Below are 23370 nucleotides of genomic sequence, written 5' to 3' on the forward strand. Positions count from 1 at the left end.
AACAAGCGAAGAACAGACAATGAAACACAAGATCAAGCATATTCACTTCGTCGGCATCGGTGGCAGCGGCATGAGCGGCATCGCCGAGGTGCTGCTCAATCTCGGCTACAAGGTGTCGGGTTCGGACCTGGGCAGCAATGCCGCCAGCAGCCGCCTGAAGGACCTGGGCGCGCGCGTCTACCTCGGCCACGCCGCCGACAACATCCTCGGTGCCGACGCCGTCGTCACCTCGACCGCGGTGAACGAAGCCAATCCGGAAGTGGTGGCCGCGCGCGCCGCGCAGGTGCCCGTCGTACCGCGCGCGATCATGCTGGGCGAGCTGATGCGCCTGAAACGCGGCATCGCCATTGCCGGCACCCACGGCAAGACCACGACGACCAGCCTGGTCGCCTCGGTGCTGGCCCAGGGCGGCCTGGATCCGACCTTCGTCATCGGCGGCAAGTTGAACAGCGCCGGCGCGAACGCGAAACTCGGCACCGGCGACTACATCGTCGCCGAAGCCGACGAATCGGACGCCTCCTTCCTGAATCTGACGCCGATCATCGAGGTCATCACCAACATCGACGCCGACCACATGGAGACCTACGAGCACGATTTCGAAAAGCTCAAGGCCGCTTTCGTGAATTTCACGCACCGCCTGCCGTTCTATGGCCGCGTGATGCTGTGCATCGACGACCGCCACGTGCGCGCGATCCTGCCGCAGGTGACGAAACCCGTGACGACCTACGGCTTCTCGGAAGATGCGCAAGTGCGCGCTCTCGACGCCTATGCCGACGGCGTGCACATGCACTTCACGGTGCGCCAGGAAGGCTATCCGGATACGAAGTTCGTGCTGAACCAGCCGGGCATGCACAACGTGCTCAACGCCTGCTCGGCCATTGCGATTGCGCGCGAGATCGGCATCGATGACGCGGCCACCGCCCAGGGCCTGCTGGAATTCCGCGGCGTCGGCCGCCGCTTCACCCGCTACGGCGAAGTCGCATTGGAGGGTGGCGGCAGCTTCACCCTGGTCGACGACTTCGGCCACCACCCGGTCGAGACCGAGGTGACGCTGGCCGCGGCGCGCGCCGCCTACCCGGGCCGGCGCCTGGTGCTGGCTTTCCAGCCGCACCGCTACAGCCGCACGCGCGACCTGTTCGAAGACTTCGTCAAGGTCCTGTCGACCCCGGACGTGCTGCTGCTGGCGGAAGTGTACTCAGCGGGAGAGATGCCCATCGTCGGCGCCGATGGGCGTACTCTCGCCCGTTCGCTGCGCGCCGGCGGCAAGGTCGAACCGATTTTCGTGGAAACCATCGCCGAGATGCCCGACGCGATCCGCCAGGTGGCACGTGACGGCGACGTCGTGCTGACCATGGGCGCGGGTTCGATCAGCGGCATTCCGAATCAGCTGACTGCGCAACGGACTGCGCAACAAGCGCCACAGCCAGCGCAACAACCAACCTTGAAGGTCGCATCATGAGTGAAATCCTGACCAACTTCGGCAAGGTCGGCGTCCTGTTCGGCGGCCGTTCGGCCGAGCGCGATGTGTCGATCATGTCGGGCACCGGCGTGCTGAACGCCTTGACGAGCCGCGGCATCGATGCCCATGCCTTCGATCCGGCCGAGCGCAGCATCGCCGAGCTGGCGGCCGAACGATTCGATTGCGTCTTCATCGCGCTGCACGGCCGCTACGGCGAAGACGGCAGCCTGCAGGGCGCCCTCGAGCAGCTCGGCATTCCCTACACCGGCAGCGGCGTCATGGCCTCGTCGGTGGGCATGGACAAGATCACGACCAAGATCATCTGGCTGTCGAAAGGCATCCCGACCCCGCGCTATGCGACGGTGGCGCCGGGCGCCGACCTCGACGCCATCGTGGGCGACCTCGGCCTGCCGCTGATCGTCAAGCCGCCGCTCGAAGGCTCGACCATTGGCATCACGAAGGTGAACGCCGCCGAGGAACTGGAAGCGGCGGTCGCCCTGGCCGCCGGTTTCGACGAAACCGTGCTGGTCGAGGAGTTCGTCACCGGCCGCGAGTTCACGGTCGCCGTGCTCGGTTCGGGCAAGGACGCGCGCGCGCTGCCGATCGTCGAAATCGTCGCTCCGGAAGGCAACTACGACTACCAGAACAAGTACTTCACCGACGACACGCAATACCACTGCCCGGCCCAGCTTCCCGCGGAGTTGACCGAGGAAATCCAGCGTCACGCCGTCGCCGCCTACCGCGCGCTCGGCTGCGAGGGCTGGGGCCGCGTCGACGTGCTGGTGCGCGAGAGCGACATGCGTCCCTTCCTGCTGGAGGTGAATACCTCGCCCGGCATGACGGGCCACTCGCTGGTGCCGATGGCGGCGCGCGCGGTGGGCATCGGCTATGAAGACCTGTGCATCGAGATCCTGCGCTCGGCGCGCTGCAAGATGGTGAAGGCACAAGGATAAGCATGTGGCATGACGTACGCGCCCTCAACGCCACCGCCAGCGCACTGCTGGCGGCAACCCTGCTCGCGGCCATCGCAAGCGGGGTGTGGTGGTTGTCGCAGCGCCCGATGTTCACCCTGCGCGGCGTGCGTGTCGAGAGCCTGTACGGCATGGAACTGAAGCACGTGAACGAACTGACGGTCAGGAACAGCGTCCTGGGCAAGCTGCGCGGGAACTTCTTCACGACCGACCTGGACCAGGTACGCACGACTTTCGAGGCGGTGCCCTGGGTGCGCCGCGCAACGGTGCGGCGCGAGTGGCCGAACCAGCTGATCGTCGAGGTCGAGGAACACGTGGCGCTCGGCACCTGGGGCGAAGGCCGCCTGCTGTCGGTGAAGGGCGATGTGTTTACCGCCAACCTGGCCGAAGCCGACGACGACCACGAGCTGCCGGCCTTCGCGGGCCCGGTCGGCAGCGAGAAGGAAGTGCTGGCGCGCTTTTCCGAGCTGCGTTCCTGGTTTGCGCCGGTGCAGCTGGTGCCGCAGGCGCTGTCGCTGTCCTCGCGCTACGCCTGGACGGTCAAGCTGGACAACGGCATGAGCGTGGAGCTCGGCCGCGAGCAGGACAAGGACACCGTCAAGGCGCGCGTACTGCGCCTGGTGGGTGTCTACCCGCAGCTGGTGGCGCGATTGCAGGAAGGCCGCATCGACACGATCGACACGCGTTACGCGAACGGACTGGCATTGTCGTCCGCGGCCCTGAGCGTGCCGGCCGATGCGAGCAAGCCGGTCAAGGCAGCAAAGAAAAAACCAAGTACCAACAAGACAACCAAGCATATCTAAAGCAGGCGAGCAATGACAAAAGACGCGAAAAACCTGATCGTCGGCCTCGACATCGGCACCTCGAAGGTGGTGGCGGTCGTGGCCGAGGTGATGTCCGACGGACGCCACGAGGTCATCGGCCTCGGTCAGCACGAGTCGAAAGGATTGAAGAAGGGCGTGGTCGTCAACATCGAGGCCACGGTCGAATCGATCCAGCGCGCGCTCGAGGAGGCCGAGCTGATGGCCGACTGCAAGATCCGCAACGTGTATGCCGGCATCGCGGGCAGCCATATCCGTTCGTTCAACTCGAGCGGCATGGTGGCGATCAAGGACAAGGAAGTCACCGCCACCGACGTCGCCCGCGTGATCGAGACGGCCAAGGCAGTGAATATCCCGACCGACCAGCAGCTGCTGCATACGGTGCCGCAGGAGTTCATCGTCGACAACCAGGAAGACGTGCGCGAGCCGATCGGCATGAGCGGCATCCGCCTGGAGGTGCGCGTGCACATCGTCACCGGCGCGGTGTCGGCGGTGCAGAACATCGTCAAGTGCGTGCGCCGCTGCGGCCTGGAAGTGTCGGACCTGATCCTGCAGCCGATGGCCTCGGCCGACGCGGTGCTGACCCACGACGAGAAGGAACTCGGCGTGGTCCTGATCGACATCGGCGGCGGCACCACCGACATCGCCGTGTTCAGCGATGGCGCCATCCGCCACACGGCCGTGATCCCGATCGCCGGCGACCAGATCACCAGCGACATCGCGATGGCGCTGCGCACGCCGACCGGCGAAGCCGAGGAAATCAAGCTGCGCTACGGCGTGGCCAAGCAGGCGCTGGCCGATCCGGGCGAAACCCCGGAAGTGCCGGGCCTGGGCGACCGCGGTCCGCGCGCGCTCTCGCGCCAGGCGCTGGCCGCCGTGATCGAGCCGCGCGTCGAGGAGCTGTTCGCGATGGTGCAGCAGGTGGTGCACGAATCGGGCTACGAGGGCGTGCTCTCGTCGGGCATCGTCCTCACCGGCGGCACCGCGATCATGCCCGGCATGATCGACATGGCGGAAGACATTTTCCTGAAACCGGCGCGCCTTGGCACGCCGGAGTATCGCGGCCAGCTGGCCGACGTCGTGCGTAGCCCCCGCTACGCCACGGTGCTCGGCCTGCTGCTGGAAGCGAAAAAACAGTATTTGCGGGGCCACATCGTGACTAGGCAGGACGGCTCGGTAAAGGCGGTGTGGCAGCGTATGAAGGAATGGTTCTTGGGGAATTTTTAAGCAGCACGTACAGCACCCGATTCAGCGTCTTTGATTCGATACAAAAAGCATATTTTTTTACATTACTTAGCAGTGTCCGGCCTTCAAGCCTGATAACCTTACGAGCTTGACGCGTAGATACTGCACTTGAATATTAGGGAGTCACATCATGGAGTTCGATATGGTCGATAACGCAGCACTGGGAACGGTGATCAAAGTCGTCGGCGTGGGTGGTGCAGGCGGCAACGCGGTGCAGCACATGATCAACAAGGGCGTCTCCGGCGTCGAGTTCATCGCCGCCAACACCGATGCCCAGGCGCTTGCCGCATCGAGCGCGAACAACATCATCCAGATCGGCGAGTCGGGCCTCGGCGCCGGCATGCGTCCTGAAGTCGGCCGCCAGCTGGCCGAGCAGACCCGTTCGCGCATCGAGGATTCGCTGCGCGGCGCGCACATGGTCTTCATCGCCGCCGGCATGGGCGGCGGTACCGGCACCGGCGCCGCGCCCATCGTGGCCGAAGTGGCGAAAACCATGGGCGCCCTGACGGTGGCCGTGGTCTCCAAGCCCTTCTCCTACGAGGGCCAGAAGTGCATGGACATCGCCGAGCAGGGCCTGGAAGAACTGTCGAAGCACGTCGACTCCCTGATCATCATCCTCAACGAAAAGCTGGAAGAGATCTACGAAGACGAATCGATGCTCGAGTGGATGAAGCACGCCGACGACGTCCTGAACAACGCCGTCGCCGGTATCGCCGAGATCATCAATGTGCCGGGCCACATCAACGTCGACTTCAACGACGTCAAGACCATCATGAGCGAGCAGGGCAAGGCCATGATGGGGACGGCCACCGCCGCCGGCGTCGACCGCGCGCGCATCGCGGCCGAACAGGCGGTCGCTTCGCCGCTGCTCGACGGTATCGACCTGTCGGGTGCCAAGGGCGTGCTGGTGAACGTCACCGCGTCGCGCGGCCTGAAAGGCAAGGAGATCAAGGAAGTCATGGCTGCCGTGCGCGCTTTTGCCGCACCGGACGCGTCGATCGCACAGGGCATCGCCTACGACGATTCGATGGGCGACGAGATCCGCGTGACCGTGGTCGCGACCGGCCTGGGCAAGAACAAGAAGATGCAGCTGGTGCAGCCGCAGCAGGTGCTGCGCACCGGTACCTACAACGCGCCGATGATGGGCACGACCCCGCTGACCGGGGGCGTGACCATGGGTGCGGCCGGTATCGGCGGCAACGACGGCATGAAGCAGCCGGCCGTGTGGCGCCGCGAGCAGGCATCCGAGCAGGTGCGTGCGATGCAGAACAACGGCGTCGAGACCTACGACATTCCGGCCTTCCTGCGCAAGCAAGCCGACTAAGCTTGTCGACAGTTCGATTCAAAACCGGGACCGTGGCGCAAGCTGCGGTCCCGGTTTTTTTCTGGCCGTCACGGCTGTGCGGGCGTGCGCCGCCGCAATGTCGGTCGCGCAACAGGAGTCTGGACGAGAAAATAATAAATTTTTCCAGAAGCACAAGTTCCATGAACAATCGTGGCATAATTTTCCCACCCTCATGTTGCCCGGCTTATCGGTTTGATCGGTATCGCCTGGCGCTGGCATTGTCGGTGCTTTTAATCAAAACAACGAAGAGCATTTTTGGATCTCACTGGAGAAATTTCATGAACAAGACCGTTGTAATTGGTGTCATCCTGGCGATGTCTACCGCAGTCGCCATCGGCGGCGGTGTCGAGCCCACGCCCACCGACAAGATCACGATCGAGACGACCACGGACGATACGAACCAGACCAGTCCGGCATTCGAGGAGGAAAGTGCGGCCGCCATGGCCGAAGCCTCCGATATCTGGCCTGGCTTGCAAGATAACAAGCAGATCAAGTAAGCCCTTCCCGTTGTGACAAGCTGGGCGGCCATGCGCCGCCCAGCGATCCTTCTTGCTCTTCCGGGGGCGTCCCGTGCAAGCCCACGCCAGTTCAGGCATACTGCGGCCTTTCCAAAATAACACTTGAGGAGTACCGCATGAGCATCAAGATTGGCGACCGCCTGCCGGAAGGCACCCTGGCTGAATACATCGAGACCGCAACCGAAGGCTGCGCGCTCGGTCCGAATACCTTCGAGGTAACCAAGCTGGCCGCTGGCAAGAAGATCGCGATCTTCGGCCTGCCGGGCGCCTTCACGCCAACCTGCTCGGCCCAGCACGTGCCGGGCTTCGTCCAGAATGCCGAGGCGTTCAAGGCCAAGGGCGTCGACGAAATCTGGTGCATCTCGGTCAACGACGCGTTCGTCATGGGCGCCTGGGGCCGCGAACAGAAGGCCACTGGCATCGTGCGCATGATGGCCGACGGTAACGCCGCCTTCAGCAAGGCCCTCGGCCTGGACGCCGATTTCTCCAAGCACGGCATGGGCACGCGCTCGCAGCGCTATTCGATGCTGGTCGAAGACGGCGTCGTCACCCAGCTGAACGTGGAGCAGGGCGGTTTCGAACTGTCGAAGGCGGAAACGCTGCTGGCGCAACTGGGCTGATCCCGGTCCGGCTCGCAGTCGAGCTCGCAGTTCAGATACCACCAGAACGGCGCCTCGGCGCCGTTTTTGTTCTCATCGAATCACCGAAAGGCCCGGCACATGCGCCACATTTCCGGCAACCTGCGCAGCATCTACGCGATGCTGGCCGCAGTGGCCATGTTCGCACTGATGGACACGGCCATGAAGCTGCTGTCGGCGCACTACCCGGCAATGCAGGTGGCGGCGCTGCGCTCGCTGTCGTCCCTGCCGCTGGTGTGCGCCTGGGTGGCCTGGCGCGGACGCTTCGGCTCGATGCTGCGGGTACGCTGGTCGCTGCAGTTGCTGAGGGCGGCCGTCGGCATCGCGATGCTGGCCCTGTTCGCCTACGGTCTCAAGAAACTCTCGCTGGCCGAGGCGTATTCGATCTTCTTCATTGCACCGGCCCTGATCACGGCCTTGTCCGTGTTCGTACTGAAGGAAAAAGTAAACCTGGCGCGCTGGATGGCGATCGCGGTGGGCATGGGCGGCGTGCTGGTTGTGTTGCGGCCGGAAGGCGAGGGCATGCTCACGCTCGGCGGCCTGGCCATCCTCGGCTCGGCCGTCTGCTATGCCATCTCCGCCATCGGCGCGCGCGTGCTGGCCCGCTCCGACAGCAGCGAGCAGATCATGTTCTGGCTGATGCTGATGATGGCGGTCGGCGCCACCGTCCTGGCCGCGCCCGAGTGGGTAGACCTGGATCCTGCCCATGCGTGGCTGCTGTGCGGGCTGGCCGTGAGCGGCTTTTTTGGCCAGCTGGCCATCACCGAGGCCTTCAGCCATGGGCAGGCGTCGGTCGTGGCGCCGTTCGAGTATTCCGCCCTGGCCTGGGGCGTGGCGATCGACTGGCTACTCTGGCAAACCCTGCCCGACGGCTACACGCTGCTGGGCGCGGCGATCATCGTCGGCAGCGGGCTGTACCTGATTCGCCACGAGAAAAGCCACAGCGAAGCCGAGCACCCCTGAGACACGCTTCAGTGTGTCGCGCGTCCGCAGCGTATGGCTGAGCTGTTGCCTCTCTGCAAGGGCCGAGCCCGGCACCGATTGGCAAGCGCATATATAATCGGCGCATGCTCAAACAACGAACCATCAAAGAACTGGTGCGCACCATCGGCGTCGGCCTGCATTCGGGCCGCAAGGTCGAGCTGACGCTGCGCCCGGCACCCAGCAATACCGGCATCGTGTTCCGCCGCGTCGACCTCGACCCGGTGGTCGAATTCCCATCGAGCGCGGAAGTGGTGGGCGATACGCGCATGGCCTCGGTGCTGGTCAAGAACGACGCCCGCGTGTCCACGGTCGAACACCTGATGTCGGCCTGTGCCGGCCTGGGCATCGACAACCTCTATATTGAAGTGACGGCCGAGGAAATCCCGATCATGGACGGCTCGGCCTCGTCCTTCGTCTTCCTGCTGCAGCAAGCCGGCGTGCAGGATCAGGATGCGCCGAAGAAATTCATCCGCGTGCTGAAGGAAGTCGAAGTGCGCCAGGGCACCGGCAATGCCGAAAAATGGGCGCGGCTGAAACCCCACGACGGCTTCAAGCTCGATTTCTTCATCGAGTTCAACCACCCGGCGGTGGACGGCACGACCCAGAACGCCTCGGTCGATTTCGCCCAGGTGTCCTACGTGCACGACGTGGCGCGCGCCCGCACCTTCGGCTTCATGCAGGATGTGGAAAGCCTGCGCGGCATGGGCCTGGCACGTGGCGGCTCGCTGGAAAACGCGATCGTGATGGACGAATACCGCATCCTGAATGCGGACGGCCTGCGCTACGACGACGAGTTCGTGCGCCACAAGATCCTCGACGCCATCGGCGACCTCTACCTGGTGGGCCACCCGCTGCTGGCGGCCTACGAGGCGCACAAGTCCGGCCACGCCCTCAACAACGACCTGCTGCGCGCCTTGCTGGCGCGGCCGGATGCCTACGAGATCGTGTCCTTCGACGCGCTCGAGGGCGCGCCGGCTTCGTATGTGAAGCAGATGAAGGAAGAGTGGGCCTGGAGCTGACGGGTGCGGCGTGACGGGAACCATGTGCTCGCCGTTTGACGGGCGCATTGGCGACGTAGGGTGGAGTCCTGACTCCACGCGGGGTCATCACATGATCAAAGGCGAAGTGCGCCATAGTCGAACCGATGAGACATCGTATTCGCAGGCGCACCGGCCGGTGCAAGGGCGCCGCTATCCGAAGGGTGGGACCGCGTGGAGTCAGGACTCCACCTACGGTTCTGCCTCGGCGGCCCCTGCCCTGGGCCCTTCGATCGGTTGCGCGGCGTTCAACCCGCGCGCCGCCTGGCGGCCAGCCGCTTGATCGCCGCCACCAGCGCCGCGTTCTGCGGCGTCTCCGGCAGGCTTTCTCCCAGTTCCTCGAACGCATCCACCGCCGTCGGCGGCAATTCCAGCACGCGCGTCTCTACCCGCTCGGGCATCGCGCGCGTCACCTGCACCTTCAGGCGCGTGGAGCTGACCTGCCAGCCGCGCCCGAGCAGGGTGGACTGCAGCTTGGGCAGTTGCTGCTTCAGGCGCGCGGCCACCGCCGAACTCGGCACGACCAGCACCAGCACCCCCTCCCGGAAGGACAGGACGTCGCAGTTGCCGAACATCGAGGGCAGGGCGGCGCCGACGTCGCGCTGCAGGTCGGCCATGCGCATGGCGGTCGGCAGCAGGCGCGCCATGCGTTCGTTCGAACGCAGGAAGTCGGTCGCCTCTTTCGACGTCTGGCGGTCGCGGGTGCCGTAGATATGCATGGGTCGGTGGAAGGTGGTGGCGCGGGGCGCGCCCGGAAGATCGGTGAAAACAGGCGCCAACATACCACAAGCCGGCACTTCCCGTAGCATGCGGCAGTGGACGATGCAATTTGATAACATTCTTTCGCGCACGAACCTTGTTATCTAGCCCACAACCCCCAAGTGTGGCCGGATCGCATGATAAAATCAGTCGCTTTTCGCCATAGGCGGTCTCAGGCCGGTATCTTTTTGATATCATCCTTGCTCTTTTAGCGGCGTCCTTTTTAAGAAACTTAGCATGTCATTACTGACCCAGATTTTCGGCAGCCGCAACCAGCGTCTGCTCAAGCAATACCAAAAAACCGTGCGTCAGATCAACGCGCTCGAGCCGGAGATGGAGAAGCTGTCGGACGCCGATCTCCAGGCCAAGACCCCCCAGTTCAAGGAACGCGTCGCCAATGGCGAGTCGCTCGACGACATCCTGCCGGAAGCCTTTGCCGTCTGTCGCGAAGCCGCGAAACGTGTGCTGAAGATGCGCCACTTCGACGTGCAAATGATCGGCGGCATGGTCCTGCACCAGGGCAAGATCGCCGAAATGGGCACGGGCGAAGGCAAGACCCTGATGGCAACCCTGCCGGTCTACCTGAACGCACTGTCGGGCAAGGGCGTGCACGTCATCACCGTCAACGATTACCTGGCCCAGCGCGACGCCGATTCGATGGGCCGCCTGTACGGCTGGCTCGGCCTCACCACGGGCGTGAACCTGTCGCAGATGGACCACGACAGCAAGCAGACCGCCTATGGTTCCGACATCACCTACGGTACCAACAACGAATTCGGTTTCGACTACCTGCGCGACAACATGGTCTACGAGGCGCGCGAACGCGTGCAGCGCGGCCTGAACTTTGCCGTGGTCGACGAAGTGGACTCGATCCTGATCGACGAAGCGCGTACGCCCTTGATCATTTCCGGCCAGGCCGAGAACCACACCGACCTGTACCACCGCATGAACGAGGTACCGCCGCAGCTGACCCTGCAGATCGGTGAAGAAACGCCGGACGGCAAGGGCGAGGTCGAAGTCCCGGGCGACTACACCAAGGACGAAAAAGCGCACACCGTGCTGCTGACCGAAGCCGGCCACGAAAAGGCCGAGGCCATCCTGACCAAAATGGGCCTGCTGCCGGAAGGCGCCTCGCTCTATGACGCAGCCAACATCACGCTGATCCACCACCTGTACGCGGCCCTGCGCGCGCACGTCCTGTACCACAAGGACCAGCACTACGTGGTGCAGAACAACGAAGTCACCATCGTCGACGAATTCACCGGCCGCCTGATGACGGGCCGCCGCTGGTCCGACGGCCTGCACCAGGCCGTGGAAGCCAAGGAAGGCGTGCGCATCCAGAACGAGAACCAGACCCTGGCCTCGATCACCTTCCAGAACTACTTCCGCATGTACACCAAGCTGTCCGGCATGACCGGTACCGCCGACACGGAAGCCTATGAGTTCCAGGAAATCTACGGCCTCGAAACCGTCGTCATCCCGCCGAACCGTCCTTCGCAGCGCAAGGACCGCCAGGACCAGGTGTACAAGTCGGCGCAGGAAAAGTACAACGCGATGCTCATCGACATCCGCGACTGCTACGAGCGCGGCCAGCCGGTACTGGTGGGTACCACCTCGATCGAGAACTCGGAACTGCTCTCAGGCATCCTGACCAAGGCCAAGCTGCCGCACAACGTCCTCAACGCCAAGCAGCACGCCCGTGAAGCGGAAATCATCGCCCAGGCGGGCCGTCCGAAGATGATCACGATCGCCACCAACATGGCCGGCCGCGGTACCGACATCGTCCTGGGCGGCAATGTCGAGAAGCAGATCCAGATCATCGAAGCGAACAACGAGCTCTCGGAAGCCGACAAGGCCGCCCAGTCGCAGAAGCTGATCGACGAATGGCAGTCGCTGCACGACCACGTGGTCGGCGCCGGCGGCCTGCACATCATCGGTACCGAGCGCCATGAGTCGCGCCGCGTCGACAACCAGCTGCGTGGCCGTTCCGGCCGCCAGGGCGACCCGGGTTCCTCGCGCTTCTACCTGTGCCTGGACGATCCGCTGCTGCGCATCTTCGCGGGCGACCGCGTGCGCGCCATCATGGAACGCCTCAAAATGCCGGAAGGCGAGCCGATCGAGGCGGGCATCGTGACCCGCTCCATCGAGACCGCCCAACGCAAGGTCGAGGCCCGCAACTTCGACATCCGCAAGCAGCTGCTCGAATACGACGACGTCGCCAACGACCAGCGCAAGGTGATCTACAGCCAGCGTAACGAGCTGCTGGAAGCGACCGACATCTCCGAGCTGATCGCCTCGCTGCGCGCCGGCGTGTTCACCGACGTCGTGCGCACCTACGTGCCCGCCGAGTCGGTCGAAGAGCAGTGGGACATCAAGTCGCTGCAGTCGGTGCTGGCTGCGGAATGGGCGCTGGACGTCCCGCTCGAGCAGATGCTGGTCGACGAGCCGAACCTGAACGACGACGACATCCTGGAAAAAGTGCTGGCCGCGGCCGACGCTTCCTACAACAGCAAGATCTCCATCGTCGGCAAGGATGCCTTCGGCGGCTTCGAGCGCAACGTCATGCTGCAAAGCGTCGATACCCACTGGCGCGAGCACCTGTCGGCGCTGGATCACCTGCGCCAGGGCATCCACCTGCGCGGCTACGCGCAGAAGAACCCGAAGCAGGAATACAAGCGCGAAGCCTTCGAACTGTTCGGCGCCATGCTGGACCAGATCAAGAACGAAGTCATCCGCACCGTGATGACCGTGCGTATCCAGACCCGCGAGGAAGTCGAGGCGGCGGAAGCGGCCATGGCGGCCCAGGCGGCGCACCTGGAAAACATCAACTACCAGCACGCCGACTTCAACCCGGCCGCGGCGCCGGAAGAATTGCTCGCACCGAACCCGACGGGCTCGTCGAGCGCGGTGGCGGCTGAAGACCACAGCACCTACATGGGCGTGAAAGTCGGCCGCAACGACCCTTGCCCTTGCGGCAGCGGCAAGAAGTTCAAGGCTTGCCACGGCAAGCTGGCGTAAGCAGCATTGCGTTTCGCATGAGCAAGAACGGCCGGAGCAATCCGGCCGTTTTTTTTGGCCGATGGGCTGCCTTGCCATGCCCCGCGCAATTGTTGTAAAAAGTGTAATTTCGTGAGATTTTGCGCGTTCGTAACGCGCTACAATCCGGCTCTTCGGTACGTCAAGACCATGGGAGAGGCGGGCATGCAGATCAACAGGACATTCGGCGCCTTGTGGCGCATCCACTCGGGACGCATCGCGCGCGCAGGCATGCTGGGTGTGGCAGCGCTGGCGCTGGGCATGGCGTCCGCCGCGGAGCTGCGCGATATCCCGGGCGCGAGCGACAGCCCGGTGGTGTCGCGCTACCAGGGCTCGATCCTGGACGCGGCCGGCGGCGAGCCGCTCGGGTTCACGCGGGTCGTCGACCTGGAGAAAGGCAAGCCGGTCCTGCGCCAGGTGGAAGGGCGCATCACCAATCGCTTCTACTTCGGACCGAAGGGCGCCGCTGCGCTGGAAGTGTTGCGCAATTATCGCCAGGCGCTCGAAGCGGCAGGCTTCCAGGTCGTCTACGCCTGCGAAGAACCCCAGTGCGTGAAGGACAAGGTCCAGAAGCTGGTGCAGGAACTGCCCAAGGAAGCCAGGGGAATCGGCAGCAATGTCATGGCCCGCAGCATGTTCAACAGCGGCTACCAGCCCGGCTTCAACCTGGTCAGCGCGCGCAAGGCGGCCGGAAGCGGCCATGTCTACGTGCAGGTCGCGATGTCCATCGATTCCGGGTCCGGCAAGACGGCTGGGCGTGTGCAGCAGCTGGTCCAGGTCGTGGAACCGGCCACCGCGCAGACCGGCAAGGTGACGGTCGATGCCAAGGCCATTGGAGACATCCTCAAGCGTGACGGCAAGATCGCCCTGTATGGCGTGAACTTCGATACCAACAAGGCCGTGCTGCGCCCCGACTCGGACGAGCAGCTCAAGCAGATGGCCGAAGCCCTGAAGGCGGCCCCGAACCTCAAGGTGTTCATCGTCGGCCACACCGACAACCAGGGCGACTTCGAGAACAACCTGGGACTGTCGCAGCGGCGCGCCCAGGCCGTGGCCGAGGCCCTGAGCACCCGCTACGGCATCGCCGCAAACCGCATGACGGCGCGCGGCGTTGCCAACCTGGCGCCGGTGGCATCCAACGAAGCCGACGACAGCCGCGCGCGCAACCGCCGCGTCGAGCTGGTGCTGCGTTGATGGGGAAAAAGGATGAATCAGCATCGTATATTCCTTGCAGCCGTCTGCACGCTCGCGCTCGCGCAGGGCGCCGTTGCCGCGCCCGACAGCCGTTTCCTGATGCCGCCGGGGCTGTACCCGTGTCGAGACCGTGAGCGACACCAGCCGCAGCGATGCCGCCGGCTCCCCGGACATCCGCAGCGTGACCGATCCCCGGACCGGCAACGTCGACAGCCGGTTCCGCCGCAGCGACGGCAGCCGCGGCAGCTACGCCGTGGCAGGGGAAGGGCCGCAGCGTGTCTGCATCCGCCCCGTCAAGACCGTCGACATCCCGAGGGAGCTGCTCAAGGACGGCTGCAAGGCGGCCAAGGGCGAAGTCGTGGGTGACAGCATGGTCTCGGTCAACGATTGCCCGTGGGGCCGGATCAAGACCACGCTGCGCCGGCTCGACGAGAAGACCTGGGAGTCGGTGACCGAATCGGTCATCAAACGGCCGCCGCTGGGCTCCGAAGCGGCGGGCGGCCTGCCCTTCCTGCGTGCGATGGCCGAGAAGATGGCGCGGGAAGGCAATGCCCAGGAACGCGCCGAAGCCCAGCGCTCGCTGGCCCTGTTCAAGCAGATGCAGGCCAGCGCCAGCGAGATGGGGCAGGCCGACATACCGCCCGAGGCAGCGGCGGCCATGCGCTCCGGCAGGGGCGCGCTGGAGCAGAAAACGGTGCAGCGCCTGACCCGCATCGGCGCCTGCCAGGGGTGATCGAGGCAATAACGGCGTCCCGAGGGACGCCGCTGCCGGGCCGCGGGACAACCCGCGCTTTACCAGGCCATCTTGTTCCAGGTATTGTCCCCAACGATCCCATCCACGCCCAGGCCCTTGGCGCTCTGGAAGCTGCGTACCGCGCTGTTGGTGCCCGAACCGAAGATGCCGTCCACTACCAGGCCATAGCCGCTTTCGTTGAGCTGGCTCTGGACGGCGCGCACCTTGGCGCCCGAGTCGCCCTGCTGGGTGACGATGGTCAGGGCCGGCCAGGTGGCGTTGCCGACGACGCCGTCGGCGCCCAGGCCGTGCGAGGACTGGAAGTTCTTGACGGCGTTCTGGGTGGCCGTGTCGAAGCTGCCGTTCACCGTCAGGCTGTAGCCCCATTGCTGCAGCAGGTACTGGATGGTACGCACGCGCTCGCCCGTGTTGCCGTACTGGACCAGCGGCCAGGACAGGGTGCTGCCGGTGCCGCCGCCACCGCTGGTGCCGCCGGCGACCAGGGTCTTGTAGCGCGGCCAGTCCCAGCCCGAACCCGGGTCGGTGTGGCTCTGGCCGGCGTAGTTGACGTGGCCCTTGACGTTGTAGAGCGAGTCGGAAGGCACCGCGTTCCAGCCGCTGCTGCCGTTGTAGACCTTCTGCGCCAGCCCGCGCGAGGCCAGGATGTCGCGCGTCAGTGCCGCCGAGGCGTTGTACATGGCGCTCGTGTACCAGGTGGCCGGGGCGTTGACATAGCCCTCGTGCTCGATGCCGACTGTGTAGCCGTTCGAGTTCCCGACGTGCCAGGCCTTGCTCGACTCGCGTACCATCTGCGTCACCTGGCCGTCCGAGGAGCGGATCACGTAGTGGGCGGAGACGCCCGCGCTGCAGTTCTGGAACCAGGAAATCGAGCCGGCGTAGGAGCCCTGGGTCGTGTGGATGGTCACGTGGGTGACCGAGGCGGTGCGCGCCGAGTAGTTGCAGCTGGCCGCCGGGTTCCAGATCGCCGGCGGGTAGTCGGTCGAGGCGGCGGCGGGGAGGGCCTGCATGCCGAGGGCGGCAAGGGCCAGGCCTGCAAGCAAGCCGTTCATGCTCTTTTTCATGGTATGTCCTGAGGAGGGTGGCTTACTCGTTGTAGGCGGGGGTGTCGACGAAGTCCGGTGCCGAGATCTTCGGATCGGGCACGCCGGTCTCTAAAGTGATGCGGCGCGCCGACAGCTTCCTCAGCTTGTCCTTGCCATAGACTTTTTCCATCTCGACGTGGCGCTGGCCGATCTTGTAGCCGCTGCCCTCGCGGCCCTGGCGGATCGCGGTCAGGATTTCATAGGTGTAGATTTGCGCCACTTCCGGCTGCGGGATGCCGCTGTAGCGGGCAACCGCGCTTTCCCATTGTTCGATCGGGAAGTTCTTCGTCTTGCGCGCGGCGTACTGCGAGAGCAGGGCGGCCGCGGCGCGGATGTTGCTGCGCACGTCAGTCATGACGACATCGGGCGAGACGCGGATCAGGGCCGCGCCCTGCGTGAGCGAGGTGCCGAAATAGGTGTCGTTGCGCAGGCCCATGATGCCGTAGGTGGGCGGCATGCCGCCGTGCGGGTCGGTGTCGATTTCGATTTGCGGCTCGTCGCTTTTCTTCAGCTGGCCTTTCGGTACGTGCGCAATCCAGCGGCTTTCCGCGTAGGCGATCGACTCGAGCAGTTCGACCGGGACGTTGAACTCTTTCGACGCCTCCCTGAAATACTGCTGATAGCGTTTCGCTGCGGCGCTCAGTTCGCGCGGCTGGCCATCGGCGAATGCGGATGGCGCGGCCATGGTGCCGGCGCACAGCGCGACGAGCAGCCGCGCCTTTATCGTTAGCTTCATTTTCCGTCTCCTGTCATGCATGTTATTAGCCCGTGGAGTGGGCACCTACCCGGCACCGAGGGCAACTCGGCAGGCCAGGTGCGATCGAGTATATGTACGCCTGGAGGGCGCACAATTGGCGTGCGACTCTCCCTACGGGGAGTTGACAAAGGGAGATGATTGGCGTTACGGATGAGTACAAAAGGCCGGCAGCGGCGGCGCGGCGTGGGGTGCATGGAACAGGGTCGCGCCCATCGCAGGGTGCGCGCAGTACAATATCGGATTCGACAACATTCCCAGAGAACCGCCATGGCCGTGAATTCCCCCCTGCCCGTCGCCGCCGACCTGAAACCGGTCGCCGGCTTCGAGATCGGCTTTGCCCAAGCCGGCATCAAGAAGCCCAACCGCAAGGACCTGCTGGTCATGAAGCTGGCCGACGGTGCCACCGTTGCCGGCGTGTTTACCCTGAACCGTTTCTGCGCCGCGCCGGTGCAGGTCAGCAAGGCCAACCTCGCCGCTGTCGGCAATGGCGGCGCGCCGATCCGCGCGCTCGTGGTCAACACGGGTAACGCGAATGCCGGCACGGGCGAGCCGGGCCTGGCCAATGCGCAGGCCACCTGCGCGGAAGTAGCGCGCCTGCTCGGCTGCGAAGCGCAGCAGGTGCTGCCGTTTTCGACCGGCGTGATCCTGGAACCGCTGCCGCTCGCGAAGATCGTCGCCGGCCTGCCGCAGGCGGTCGACAGCCTGACGGCGGATAACTGGTTCAATGCCGCCGAAGCGATCATGACCACCGACACCCAGCCGAAGGCGGCGTCCCGCACGGTCACCATCGGCGGCCACACGGTCACGATGACCGGCATCAGCAAGGGCGCAGGCATGATCAAGCCGAACATGGCGACCATGCTGGGCTACCTGGCTTTTGATGCGAAAGTGGCGCAGCCGGTGCTGGACGAACTGGTGAAGTATGCGGCCGACCAGTCGTTTAACAGCATCACCATCGACGGCGACACCTCGACCAACGATTCCTTCATGCTGATCGCCACCGGCGCCGGCAGCCTGGTCGTGAACGAAGCTTCCGGCGCCGACTACGAAGCCCTGCGCGATGCCGTCACCGATATTTCGCGCAACCTGGCGCAGCAGATCATCCGCGACGGCGAAGGCGCGACCAAGTTCATCACCATCACGGTGGAAGAGGGCCGTAGCCTGGAAGAGTGCCGCAAGATCGCCTACGCGATCGCCCACTCGCCGCTGGTGAAAACCGCCTTCTTCGCGTCCGACCCGAACCTGGGCCGCATCCTGGCCGCCGTCGGCTATGCCGGCGTGGACGACCTCGACGTGACCAAGCTCGATCTGTACCTGGACGATGTCTGGGTCGCCAAGGCCGGCGGGCGCAATCCGGACTACCAGGAAGCGGACGGCCAGCGCGTGATGAAGCAGTCGGAAATCACGGTCCGCGTCACGCTCAAGCGCGGCGACGCATCGGCCACCGTCTGGACCTGCGACCTGTCGCACGACTACGTCAGCATCAACGCCGACTACCGCTCGTAAGCGCGCCGCTGCCATGACATCGCTCGACCAGCTACTCCAGCGTCTTGACGGCCTGGTGACGCGGGTCGAGGCGCTGCTGCCGCCGGCCCAGCCGCGCGAGCCGGACTGGAAGCACGGTTTTGCTTTCCGCTGGCGCCGCCGTGCCGGCGGCGGGCATGTGCTGCAGCCGGTGGCCCATGCGGCCTCCATCCGCTTCGACGACCTGCAGCATATCGAAACGCAGAAGCACAGGATCGAGCAGAACACGCGCCAGTTCGTGGCGCGCCGTCCAGCCAACAACGTGTTGCTGACGGGCGCACGCGGCACCGGCAAGTCTTCCCTGATCAAGGCTTGCCTGAACGGCTTTGCCGGCCAGGGCCTGCGCCTGATCGAAGTCGACAAGGCCGACCTGGCCGACCTGCCCGACATCGTCGACCTCGTCGCAAGCAGGCCGGAACGCTTCATCATCTTCTGCGACGATCTGTCATTCGAGGAAGGCGAGGCCGGCTACAAGGCGCTGAAGGTGGCGCTCGACGGCAGCATCGCCACCCAATCGGACAATGTGCTGATCTACGCGACCTCGAACCGGCGCCACCTGATGCCAGAGAAGATGTCGGACAATGCGGCGTATTCGACCTCGGACGATGGCGACCTGCACCCGGGCGAAACGGTCGAAGAGAAGATTTCGCTGTCCGAGCGCTTCGGGCTGTGGCTGTCCTTCTACCCCTTCAAGCAGGACGATTACCTGGGGATCGTGGCGCACTGGCTGGCCAGTTTCGGGTGCACGCCGGAGCAGATCGCGGCGGCACGGCCGCTGGCGCTGCAATGGGCCCTGGGGCGCGGCTCGCGCTCGGGCAGGGTGGCCTGGCAGTTTGCGAAGGATTATGCGGGCAAGCTCGCCACGGAACCGGATCGTCAATGAACGTAGGGTGGGCACCTGTGCCCACGCGGTATGGCACGGTAGTGATATCGAAGAGACAATAGAAATGTATGGGCGGGCGTTTAGGGTACAAACCTTAATTCGACTTGCAACAGTGCCATACCGCGTGGGCTCAAGAGCCCACCCTACGAACCATTCGCCAAGCTTATCCCCCTCATCCATTTTGTATCGCCCGCCGCAACACCCCGCGTGCCGGCCGCTCCAGGCTGGCGTACAATATCGGGTTTCCCGGACCGGACCAGCCCATGCAACAAGCGACCACCCGGCCGATCGATGTGGCGGTCGGCATCCTGATGCGCCCGAACGGCGACGTGCTGCTGGGCCAACGCCCGGCGGGCAAGCCGTATGCGGGCTACTGGGAGTTCCCTGGCGGTAAAGTCGAGCCGGGCGAGGATATTTTTCACGCGCTGCAGCGCGAGTTTGTCGAGGAACTGGGCGTGCAGATCCTCAGCGCCACCGAATGGTGCGGGGTCGAACACGTCTACGAGCACGCCCATGTGCGGCTCCACTTTTTCATCAGCCGCGACTGGCGCGGCGAACCGCAAAGCCTGGAAGGCCAGGCCTTTGCGTGGCAAGGGGCAGTCGGCGTTACCCCGCTGCTGCCCGCTACCATTCCCTTGCTCGAGTGGCTCGATCAGCTGCGCTACGCAAGATAAAAAGCAGTCAACCAATCTGTTGAAGGATCTTCGTGAAAATCATCGTCTTGGGTAGTGGCGTCATCGGCACCACCACTGCGTATTACCTGGCCCAGTCCGGGCATGATGTCACCGTCATCGACCGCCAGCCGGCCGCCGGCATGGAAACGAGTTATGGCAACGCCGGCGAGATCTCGCCCGGCTATGCTTCGCCCTGGGCCGGTCCCGGCGTGCCGGCGAAAGCCGTCAAGTGGCTGATGATGCAGCACAGCCCCCTGGTCGTGCGGCCGAAGCTCGATCCGAACCAGTGGCGCTGGATGCTCTCGATGCTGGCCAACTGCAACCACAAGAGCTATGCGATCAACAAGGGTCGCATGGTGCGCCTGGCCGAGTACAGCCGCGACGTCCTCGTCCAGCTGCGCAAGGACACCAGCATCGCCTACGACGAGCGCAGCCAGGGCACCCTGCAGCTGTTCCGCACCCGGAAGCAGCTGGACGGCGCCGCCACCGACATCGCCGTGCTCGAGCAGTACGGCGTGCCTTATGAAGTGCTCGATCCGGCCGGCTGCGAAGCCTATGAGCCGGCACTGGCCAAGGTGCGCGGCAAGTTCGTCGGCGGCCTGCTGCTGCCGAACGACGAGACCGGCGACTGCTTCAAGTTCACCCAGAAGCTGGCCGGGATGGCCAAGGAACTGGGCGTGAAATTCCGCCACGGCGTCGAGATCAAGCGGCTGTCCGTCGAGGGCGACAAGGTCACGGGCGTGGTCACCTCGCAGGGCGAATTGAAGGCCGATACCTTCATCCTGGCGCTGGGCAGCTATTCGCCCTTCGTCCTGAAACAGATCGGCATCAGGATTCCGGTCTATCCGGTCAAGGGCTATTCGATCACGGTGCCGATCACGGATGCCGCCGGTGCGCCGGAATCGACGGTCATGGACGAGACCTTCAAGGTGGCGATCACGCGCCTGGGCGACCGTATCCGCGTCGGCGGCACTGCGGAACTCGCCGGCTACGACCTGACCCTGCACAAGGCACGCCGCGACACGCTGGAACACTCGGTCACCGACCTGTTCCCGCAGGGCGGCGATGTGTCGAAGGCCGAGTTCTGGTGCGGCCTGCGTCCGATGACGCCGGACGGCACCCCGGTGGTCGGTCCGACCCCTTACCGCAACCTGTTCCTCAATACCGGCCACGGCACCCTGGGCTGGACCATGGCCTGCGGTTCCGGCCGCGTGCTGGCCGACATCGTTTCGGGACGCCAGCCGGAAATCGGCCTCGAAGGCCTGTTCATGGACCGCTACGGCCGCGTCAACAAACCGGTGCTGGTGCCGGGCGGGATCAGCGTTACGGCATGACGCGTAGGGTGGGCACCCGTGCCCACGCGGTACGGGCGTGTCCTCGCATCGCATACGGCGAATCGTCGCTCGTGAGCGGAGGCGTCAACGTTTTCGCTTGCCATGTGAGCGATATCTCGTCGCAGTGGGCAAAAGGATGCGTGCGTAACCGCGTGGGCACGGAGTGCCCACCCTACTAACTACCTGAACAGGCGCCGTTCGCTGCGCTGGCGGCGCAGCCGGCGGCGTTCGCGCCAGTCGCGCCAGGCCTGTTTGGGATCGTCGCAGCCGCGGCAGTTACCGCAATCGGCACACTGGCACACATCGCAGGCCCAATCGGCGTTCCTGCAGGACAGGTCCTGCAAGTCGCACGACAGGTCGGGCAGGCAGGCGCCGTCGCAGGGGAGATCGCAGACTCCGCGCTGGTGATGCAGCACCGGATTGGGCACCACGGGACGGCGGCGATGGGTCTCGCCGCACAGGCGCAGGCGGCGCCGCAACAGCGCCACACCCCACCACACACCGAACCGTTCGATCACGCGATAGCCATGGGCCGAGCAGCTGGCCTGGCCGGTGGCGCAGCGGTAGGCGCAGGAAAACCCTTTATGCGGGGATAGAAAGCGCTGGTAGCCGCGGATCGCGGATAAAGCCAGGCTGGCAAGCAATCCGGGCTGGGTCGCCAAGCTCAGTGCGTTTCGTCGTCGAGCGGATTGTCCTGCAACTCGTTCGGCGCGGCACCCGGGATGGTGTATTTTTCTTCGGCCCAGGCACCCAGGTCGATCTGTTTGCAGCGCTCCGAGCAGAAGGGACGGTACTTGTTCTCAGGCGTCCATTCGACTTTCTTGGCGCAGGTGGGGCAGGCTACAACGGTCATGGCGGTACTTTTTAAACTCGGCGCGAAAACTTAGAAATTACAGAGCGTCAGCTCGAAAGGCACGTCTTCTTCCAGCGAGCGCGGCTTGAGGTCGCCGTCCTGGCTGGTGAAGCGCACCCACAGCATGTACTTGTTGGCGGAAATCTCGGGGATTGCACCCAGCGACTCGTCCAGGCCGAGGCGCAGCATGTGGTAGATCTTGCCTTGCAACATTTGCTGGTAGCTGCCGGAGACCGCGACCATCTTGCTCGGACGGCCCGAGTCGCGCAGCAGGCGCAGCACCAGGGCAAGGGCGTCGAACAGCGGCGCCAGCGGCCCGAACCAGCCCATGATGTCGGCGTGGCGCTGCTCGGCAGGGCGCTTTTGCCAGGCGTAATACGAAGGCAGGTCGAATTCGCAGGCGCCGCCGGGAATGATGGTGCGGCCGCGGATGCTCATCAGCCATTCGTTGTCGCGCACGTTCTGGCCGGTCTTGCCCTGGCTGCCCACGAGGGCGCTGCTGACCTGGTCGAGTTCGGACAGGATGGCGTCGAGCGCGTCGGCCGCCACCGCCGGGTTGCTGCGGTAGGTGAGCAGGCTCTGCTTTTGACGTTCGATTTCCTGCAGCAGGTCGGACTTCAGGTCGGCGCGGCCGGCCACTTCCAGCATGTCGAAGATCGTCGCGAGCGCGACGTGGTGCTGCATCGGATGGTCCTGTTGTACGAAGAACTTGAATTTCTCGTACAGGTCCTCCAGCCGCAACAACGTGCGAATGCGCTCGTTGAAAGGATATTCGTAGACGATCAAAGTGACATTCCCCTGAATGTGGGCTGGCGAGCAACTCCGTGATTCTGAACCATGCGCAGCAAAATTACAAACTCCGCTGCGTTGTAGCGGACAGGCGGGCGGCCTCGGCCAGGTAAAAGGCATGCAGGCGCTCCACCTGGGGCGCCAGCGCATCGATGCCGTTGTCGTTGACGACCACGTCGTCGGCCGCCGCCAGGCGCTGTTCGCGCGTCACCTGCGCCGCCATGATGGCGCGCACTTGAGCTTCGGATAAGCCATTCCTTGCCATCACGCGCGCCACCTGCGTCGCTTCGCTGCAGTCGATCGCCAGCACCCGCGTCACGCGTTCGCGCCAGGTGCCGGACTCGATCAGGAGCGGCACCACGTAGATGACATAGGGACCGGTGGCAAGGGCCGCGGACGCCGCGGTGGCCTCGCGGATACGCGGATGCAGGATCGCTTCCGGGCGGGCGCGGGCGCCCGGGTCGGCAAACACCAGCTCGCGCATCTTCGCGCGGTCGAGGGCACCCTCGGGCGTGGCGAAGCCGTCGCCGAACTCGGCCAGCAGGGCCGGCATGGCGGCGCCGTGCGGCGCGGTGAGGGCGTGGGCGATCTGGTCGGTGTCGACAAGCGTCGCGCCGAGCGCGCCGAACATGTCGGCCACGGTCGTCTTGCCGCAACCGATGCCGCCGGTCAGGCCGACGGAAAAAGCGGTGGGAGCGGTCGCAGGGGGCATG

Annotated in this window: 23 protein-coding genes; 16 read left to right on the forward strand and 7 right to left on the reverse strand. The window is 64.8% G+C overall.

Features of this window, described 5'->3' with window-relative positions:
• The first annotated feature begins 19 nt into the window (after positions 1–19).
• The 9 genes from murC to lpxC all read left to right on the forward strand — a co-directional run bounded on the left by murC (position 20) and on the right by lpxC (position 9000).
• Entirely contained in the window at positions 20–1459 is a 1440-nt protein-coding gene (murC, locus tag G4G31_RS08990) for a UDP-N-acetylmuramate--L-alanine ligase (RefSeq protein ID WP_182991132.1), read from the forward strand.
• Positions 1456–2412: a D-alanine--D-alanine ligase gene (locus tag G4G31_RS08995; protein ID WP_275944334.1), complete on the forward strand. Its 957-nt coding sequence runs from the start codon at positions 1456–1458 to the stop codon at positions 2410–2412. The genes murC and G4G31_RS08995 overlap by 4 nt, the downstream gene beginning before the upstream one ends.
• 2 nt (positions 2413–2414) lie before the next feature.
• A complete protein-coding gene (locus G4G31_RS09000) occupies positions 2415–3233 on the forward strand; it encodes a cell division protein FtsQ/DivIB (protein WP_182991133.1) in 819 nt (272 codons plus the stop codon).
• Positions 3234–3245: 12 nt separating this feature from the next.
• Positions 3246–4478 carry a cell division protein FtsA gene (gene ftsA / locus G4G31_RS09005; protein ID WP_182991134.1) on the forward strand — a complete coding sequence of 411 codons (1233 nt, stop codon included), beginning with the start codon at positions 3246–3248 and terminating at the stop codon, positions 4476–4478.
• A gap of 148 nt (positions 4479–4626) precedes the next feature.
• Entirely contained in the window at positions 4627–5820 is a 1194-nt protein-coding gene (gene ftsZ / locus G4G31_RS09010; protein WP_182991135.1) for a cell division protein FtsZ, read from the forward strand.
• A 299-nt stretch (positions 5821–6119) separates the two neighbouring features.
• Positions 6120–6338 (forward strand): hypothetical protein, encoded by a 219-nt coding sequence (locus G4G31_RS09015; protein ID WP_182991136.1) that lies wholly within the window; start codon positions 6120–6122, stop codon positions 6336–6338.
• A 137-nt stretch (positions 6339–6475) separates the two neighbouring features.
• On the forward strand, positions 6476–6979 hold the full coding sequence (locus tag G4G31_RS09020; RefSeq protein WP_182991137.1) for a peroxiredoxin: 504 nt from the start codon (positions 6476–6478) through the stop codon (positions 6977–6979).
• A gap of 138 nt (positions 6980–7117) precedes the next feature.
• Positions 7118–7960, forward strand: a complete 843-nt coding sequence (locus G4G31_RS09025) for a DMT family transporter (RefSeq protein ID WP_182991727.1) — start codon at positions 7118–7120, stop codon at positions 7958–7960.
• Positions 7961–8064: 104 nt separating this feature from the next.
• A complete protein-coding gene (gene lpxC / locus G4G31_RS09030; protein ID WP_182991138.1) occupies positions 8065–9000 on the forward strand; it encodes a UDP-3-O-acyl-N-acetylglucosamine deacetylase in 936 nt (311 codons plus the stop codon).
• Positions 9001–9266: 266 nt separating this feature from the next.
• Here the strand turns inward: lpxC and G4G31_RS09035 are convergent, their stop codons facing one another.
• Positions 9267–9737: a DciA family protein gene (locus tag G4G31_RS09035; RefSeq protein ID WP_182991139.1), complete on the reverse strand. Its 471-nt coding sequence runs from the start codon at positions 9735–9737 to the stop codon at positions 9267–9269.
• A 277-nt stretch (positions 9738–10014) separates the two neighbouring features.
• Between G4G31_RS09035 and secA the strand changes: the two genes are divergently transcribed.
• The 3 genes from secA to G4G31_RS09050 all read left to right on the forward strand — a co-directional run bounded on the left by secA (position 10015) and on the right by G4G31_RS09050 (position 14740).
• On the forward strand, positions 10015–12795 hold the full coding sequence (gene secA, locus G4G31_RS09040; protein WP_182991140.1) for a preprotein translocase subunit SecA: 2781 nt from the start codon (positions 10015–10017) through the stop codon (positions 12793–12795).
• Positions 12796–12978: 183 nt separating this feature from the next.
• Positions 12979–14007: an OmpA family protein gene (locus tag G4G31_RS09045; protein ID WP_182991141.1), complete on the forward strand. Its 1029-nt coding sequence runs from the start codon at positions 12979–12981 to the stop codon at positions 14005–14007.
• A gap of 130 nt (positions 14008–14137) precedes the next feature.
• Entirely contained in the window at positions 14138–14740 is a 603-nt protein-coding gene (locus G4G31_RS09050) for a hypothetical protein (RefSeq protein ID WP_182991142.1), read from the forward strand.
• A 59-nt stretch (positions 14741–14799) separates the two neighbouring features.
• Here the strand turns inward: G4G31_RS09050 and G4G31_RS09055 are convergent, their stop codons facing one another.
• Both G4G31_RS09055 and G4G31_RS09060 read right to left on the reverse strand, forming a co-directional pair.
• Entirely contained in the window at positions 14800–15822 is a 1023-nt protein-coding gene (locus G4G31_RS09055) for a peptidoglycan-binding protein (RefSeq protein WP_182991143.1), read from the reverse strand.
• A 22-nt stretch (positions 15823–15844) separates the two neighbouring features.
• The gene (locus G4G31_RS09060; RefSeq protein WP_182991144.1) at positions 15845–16579 is read right to left on the reverse strand and encodes a transglycosylase SLT domain-containing protein; all 735 of its coding nucleotides are present in this window, start codon (positions 16577–16579) and stop codon (positions 15845–15847) included.
• A gap of 288 nt (positions 16580–16867) precedes the next feature.
• Here G4G31_RS09060 and argJ point away from each other — a divergent pair, with 288 nt between their 5' ends.
• The 4 genes from argJ to G4G31_RS09080 all read left to right on the forward strand — a co-directional run bounded on the left by argJ (position 16868) and on the right by G4G31_RS09080 (position 21015).
• Positions 16868–18106, forward strand: coding sequence for a bifunctional glutamate N-acetyltransferase/amino-acid acetyltransferase ArgJ (gene argJ, locus G4G31_RS09065; protein WP_182991145.1), 1239 nt, complete (start codon positions 16868–16870; stop codon positions 18104–18106).
• A gap of 13 nt (positions 18107–18119) precedes the next feature.
• Positions 18120–19007 carry an ATP-binding protein gene (locus G4G31_RS09070; protein WP_182991146.1) on the forward strand — a complete coding sequence of 296 codons (888 nt, stop codon included), beginning with the start codon at positions 18120–18122 and terminating at the stop codon, positions 19005–19007.
• A 263-nt stretch (positions 19008–19270) separates the two neighbouring features.
• Positions 19271–19681, forward strand: coding sequence for an NUDIX domain-containing protein (locus G4G31_RS09075; protein WP_182991147.1), 411 nt, complete (start codon positions 19271–19273; stop codon positions 19679–19681).
• Between the two features lie 32 nt (positions 19682–19713).
• Positions 19714–21015 carry a D-amino acid dehydrogenase gene (locus tag G4G31_RS09080; protein WP_182991148.1) on the forward strand — a complete coding sequence of 434 codons (1302 nt, stop codon included), beginning with the start codon at positions 19714–19716 and terminating at the stop codon, positions 21013–21015.
• 179 nt (positions 21016–21194) lie between these two features.
• Here the strand turns inward: G4G31_RS09080 and yidD are convergent, their stop codons facing one another.
• From yidD to coaE, 4 genes are all read right to left on the reverse strand, one after another.
• Entirely contained in the window at positions 21195–21677 is a 483-nt protein-coding gene (yidD, locus tag G4G31_RS09085) for a membrane protein insertion efficiency factor YidD (RefSeq protein ID WP_182991149.1), read from the reverse strand.
• A 2-nt stretch (positions 21678–21679) separates the two neighbouring features.
• Positions 21680–21868: a DNA gyrase inhibitor YacG gene (gene yacG, locus G4G31_RS09090; RefSeq protein WP_182991150.1), complete on the reverse strand. Its 189-nt coding sequence runs from the start codon at positions 21866–21868 to the stop codon at positions 21680–21682.
• Positions 21869–21898: 30 nt separating this feature from the next.
• A complete protein-coding gene (gene zapD, locus G4G31_RS09095) occupies positions 21899–22654 on the reverse strand; it encodes a cell division protein ZapD (RefSeq protein ID WP_182991151.1) in 756 nt (251 codons plus the stop codon).
• A 64-nt stretch (positions 22655–22718) separates the two neighbouring features.
• On the reverse strand, positions 22719–23369 hold the full coding sequence (coaE, locus tag G4G31_RS09100) for a dephospho-CoA kinase (RefSeq protein ID WP_182991152.1): 651 nt from the start codon (positions 23367–23369) through the stop codon (positions 22719–22721).
• Position 23370 lies beyond the last annotated feature (1 nt).

Origin of the sequence: Massilia sp. Se16.2.3 (assembly GCF_014171595.1) — a bacterium.
Classification (GTDB): domain Bacteria; phylum Pseudomonadota; class Gammaproteobacteria; order Burkholderiales; family Burkholderiaceae_D; genus Telluria.

Bases quoted from the DNA above. Each gene is read 5' to 3' on its own strand.
- argJ (WP_182991145.1), top strand. From the start codon at position 16,868: ATGGCCGTGAATTCCCCCCTGCCCGTCGCCGCCGACCTGAAACCGGTC.
- murC (WP_182991132.1), top strand. From the start codon at position 20: ATGAAACACAAGATCAAGCATATTCACTTCGTCGGCATCGGTGGCAGC.
- G4G31_RS09025 (WP_182991727.1), top strand. From the start codon at position 7,118: ATGCTGGCCGCAGTGGCCATGTTCGCACTGATGGACACGGCCATGAAG.
- G4G31_RS09045 (WP_182991141.1), top strand. From the start codon at position 12,979: ATGCAGATCAACAGGACATTCGGCGCCTTGTGGCGCATCCACTCGGGA.
- G4G31_RS09000 (WP_182991133.1), top strand. From the start codon at position 2,415: ATGTGGCATGACGTACGCGCCCTCAACGCCACCGCCAGCGCACTGCTG.
- secA (WP_182991140.1), top strand. From the start codon at position 10,015: ATGTCATTACTGACCCAGATTTTCGGCAGCCGCAACCAGCGTCTGCTC.
- G4G31_RS09035 (WP_182991139.1), bottom strand. From the start codon at position 9,737: ATGCATATCTACGGCACCCGCGACCGCCAGACGTCGAAAGAGGCGACC.
- ftsA (WP_182991134.1), top strand. From the start codon at position 3,246: ATGACAAAAGACGCGAAAAACCTGATCGTCGGCCTCGACATCGGCACC.
- coaE (WP_182991152.1), bottom strand. From the start codon at position 23,369: ATGCCCCCTGCGACCGCTCCCACCGCTTTTTCCGTCGGCCTGACCGGC.
- G4G31_RS09015 (WP_182991136.1), top strand. From the start codon at position 6,120: ATGAACAAGACCGTTGTAATTGGTGTCATCCTGGCGATGTCTACCGCA.
- G4G31_RS09060 (WP_182991144.1), bottom strand. From the start codon at position 16,579: ATGAAGCTAACGATAAAGGCGCGGCTGCTCGTCGCGCTGTGCGCCGGC.
- G4G31_RS09055 (WP_182991143.1), bottom strand. From the start codon at position 15,822: ATGAAAAAGAGCATGAACGGCTTGCTTGCAGGCCTGGCCCTTGCCGCC.
- G4G31_RS09020 (WP_182991137.1), top strand. From the start codon at position 6,476: ATGAGCATCAAGATTGGCGACCGCCTGCCGGAAGGCACCCTGGCTGAA.
- G4G31_RS08995 (WP_275944334.1), top strand. From the start codon at position 1,456: ATGAGTGAAATCCTGACCAACTTCGGCAAGGTCGGCGTCCTGTTCGGC.
- lpxC (WP_182991138.1), top strand. From the start codon at position 8,065: ATGCTCAAACAACGAACCATCAAAGAACTGGTGCGCACCATCGGCGTC.
- ftsZ (WP_182991135.1), top strand. From the start codon at position 4,627: ATGGAGTTCGATATGGTCGATAACGCAGCACTGGGAACGGTGATCAAA.
- G4G31_RS09070 (WP_182991146.1), top strand. From the start codon at position 18,120: ATGACATCGCTCGACCAGCTACTCCAGCGTCTTGACGGCCTGGTGACG.
- yacG (WP_182991150.1), bottom strand. From the start codon at position 21,868: ATGACCGTTGTAGCCTGCCCCACCTGCGCCAAGAAAGTCGAATGGACG.
- G4G31_RS09075 (WP_182991147.1), top strand. From the start codon at position 19,271: ATGCAACAAGCGACCACCCGGCCGATCGATGTGGCGGTCGGCATCCTG.